The sequence below is a fragment of the Variovorax sp. dw_954 genome, assembly GCF_018449755.1.
Lineage (GTDB): Bacteria > Pseudomonadota > Gammaproteobacteria > Burkholderiales > Burkholderiaceae_C > Variovorax.
Window position 1 is genome coordinate 1 of record NZ_JAAVVD010000074.1, and the last position, 2,662, is coordinate 2,662.

Here is a 2,662-nt window from a genome sequence, read left to right on the forward strand (position 1 = left end):
GCTTATGGAGAGCTCTCCATAAGCAGCAAAAAATGTGCTTAAGCACATTTCCTCTACGCGCACGTCGCGACCGACCTGTTGCGCGAGGTGCTCGGCCCGTTGGAAGCGCTGCCGCCATCCTGAGGGGCAGGCCGTGGGCCGGCCCTCACTGGAGGTCGCCGACATCTTCCGCCAGCACGGACCCGCGTGGCGAGCCGCTCAGCGCGGCCACCTGGGCCTGGCGCAACTCAAGGTCATGTCGGCCATCGAACAGTGCCTCAGCGCGGCGCTGGGTGGACATGTGCTGCGCTGCGAGGGGTGCGGCACGGACCAGGTTTCCTACAACTCGTGCCTTATGGGGAGACTCCCAATACGGGGAGTTCGAGGAAGTCGAGGCGTGGTGTTGCCCTGGACTCGAGCGAGCGCTTGCCGCGCGCAGCTCACCATTTTTTCGGACGACCTGGGTACGGTCATCGAGCCATTCATGGCTCAACCCAACCCAGGAGATCTCAATGCTTGACAGCTACTTTTGCGCCCCCAAGACGCTCCGTCGCCTGCGTGCCGGCCCGAGTGCCCCGTACATCGACGGCTTCGCAGACTCGCTCGCACGCGATGGCTACGCTCACGCGAGCGCGGTTCGCTACCTGAGGTCGGCAGCTCACCTGGGCTGGTTCGTCTATCTCGAGGGTGATGCCTGGGCCGATGTCGATGCGGGCGCGCTGGAGGCATTCGGGCGCCACTTTTCTCGCTGTCGCTGTCCGCGATCGAACGGTGGAGCGAGTGGGTACCACGCGCGCTTCGGCGCGAAGTTGTTCCACCGACAGCTGGTTCGACTCGGAGTCTGCAACGGCCCCGTGGTCGCCGACGCAGAGCACGCAGAGCCTGCGATGGTGAGCGCCTTCAGGGATTGGCTGCGTGTGCATCGCGGGGCCAGCGAGCCGACGCTGAGGCAATACTGCCGAGGCGCCGCGGAACTGATCGACGAGCTCGGCGCCGATGTCGTCCGATGGAATGCGCAGTCGGTACGGGACTTCCTGCTCGGCCGTGCCGCCGAGTGCGGGCCTCCCACGACGCAGAAGCTCATCACCTCGTTGCGGGCGTTCCTGCGCGACGTCAGTTTCGCGGGCGAGTCGCGAGACGACCTTGCCCTCGCCGTCCCCGCCGTGACCAGCTGGCGGCTGGCACGGCTGCCACGCTGTCTGTCGGAAGACGAACTGGCGCGCGTCATCGCGGCGTGCGATGGGACGACGCGAGGGCGGCTGCGCGACCGCGCGATCGTGTTGCTGTTGTCGCGGCTGGGCCTGCGCGCGGGAGACGTGGCTCAGCTTCGTCTCGGCGACATCGACTGGCGCAATGGCATCTTGCGGGTGACGGGCAAGGGCCGCTAACCAGATCGGCTTGGTCCTGCGCCACCGCAGCATCGACATGAGCGCCTACTACGCCAAGGTCGATATCGTCTTGCTTCGCGGCGTCGCTCAACCATGGCCGGGGGCGCATCCATGATCGCCGCCATCGACCGTTACTTGGCCTTGCGACGCAGTGCGGGCTTCGTCTTGAGCAACGCGCAGTACCTGCTGCGCAGCTTTGCGGCGTTCGCCGCCGACCGTCAGCAAGCACACATCTGCACGGCTACAGCGATCGACTGGGCCAGTCGAGCGCCGTCATCGGCTCAACGGCATACCCGCTACCAGACCGTCCGCCAGTTTGCGGAGCACGTGCGGATGGAAGACCCCCAACACGACCTGCCGCCGCCCAATCACTTCGGCCATAGGAAGTCCCGCCGCGTCCCTCGCATCTACACAGCCGCAGAGATCGATCGACTGATCCTGGCTGCGACGCAGTTGTCTGCAGGTGACGCCCTGCGGCCGCAGACCTATGCGACGCTGATCAGCCTGCTTGCCGCAACCGGTCTTCGGATCTCAGAGGCCTTGCACCTGCGCTACGGCGACGTGACGCCGGACGGTCTGCTGATCCGCAAGACCAAGTTCCAGAAGACCCGGTTGGTGCCGCTGCATGAGACCGCAGTGGCGGGACTCGAGCGGTATCTGGCGCAGCGTCGCGCCGTGCGTCTCACCACGGACCACGTGTTCGTCAACGACGACGGTCGGCCACTGGAATACGGGACCGTGTACCGAGTCTTCGGCAGGCTGGCGGAGGCTGCGGGTATAGCGCCATTGCGCGGGCATCGCCCACGGCTCCATGAGCTCAGGCACACGTTCGCCCTGCGCGCACTGCAGTCAACGCCTGCCGGTCGCCAACGCATTGGACAGCACATGCTGGCGCTGAGCACCTATCTCGGCCACGTCAGCATCGACTCGACCTACTGGTACTTGGAATCGACGCCGGAACTGTTGACCGACATCGCCGCAGCCGGCGAGGTCTATCTGAGCGGAGGTCACCCCATGAGCTCCCTGGCGCCGCATATCGAGGCCTTTTTGCGCGAGCACCTGCCTCGCCATCGTGCCGCCAGTGCGCACACCTGCGATTCGTACGCCTACAGCTTCCAGTCGCTGTTCGAGTTCGCTGCCCGCAGGCTCAAGACCGTGCCATCGGCTCTGATGTTGGAGCAGCTGGACGCGCCTTTGATCGCCGCGTTTCTCGAGCATCTCGAGAGTGCACGCCGCAACTCGGCGCAAACGCGCAACATCCGTCTGGCGGCGATCCGATCGTTCTTCCGCTTTGT

General features: G+C 65.5%; 2 protein-coding genes and 1 pseudogene. All 3 read left to right on the top strand.

The window, feature by feature from the left end:
• Positions 1-133 precede the first annotated feature (133 nt).
• Positions 134-331, top strand: a pseudogene (locus tag HB681_RS37490) (transposase zinc-binding domain-containing protein); the annotation flags it as partial.
• Positions 332-491: 160 nt separating this feature from the next.
• Positions 492-1,367 carry a tyrosine-type recombinase/integrase gene (locus HB681_RS37495; protein WP_213959965.1) on the top strand — a complete coding sequence of 292 codons (876 nt, stop codon included), beginning with the start codon at positions 492-494 and terminating at the stop codon, positions 1,365-1,367.
• Between the two features lie 111 nt (positions 1,368-1,478).
• Positions 1,479-2,662 (top strand): tyrosine-type recombinase/integrase (locus tag HB681_RS37500; RefSeq protein WP_213959966.1); only part of this gene is annotated, 1,184 nt, incomplete at its 3' end.

Excerpts from the sequence above, each read along its gene's own strand:
- HB681_RS37495 (WP_213959965.1), top strand. The coding sequence starts at position 492 with ATGCTTGACAGCTACTTTTGCGCCCCCAAGACGCTCCGTCGCCTGCGT.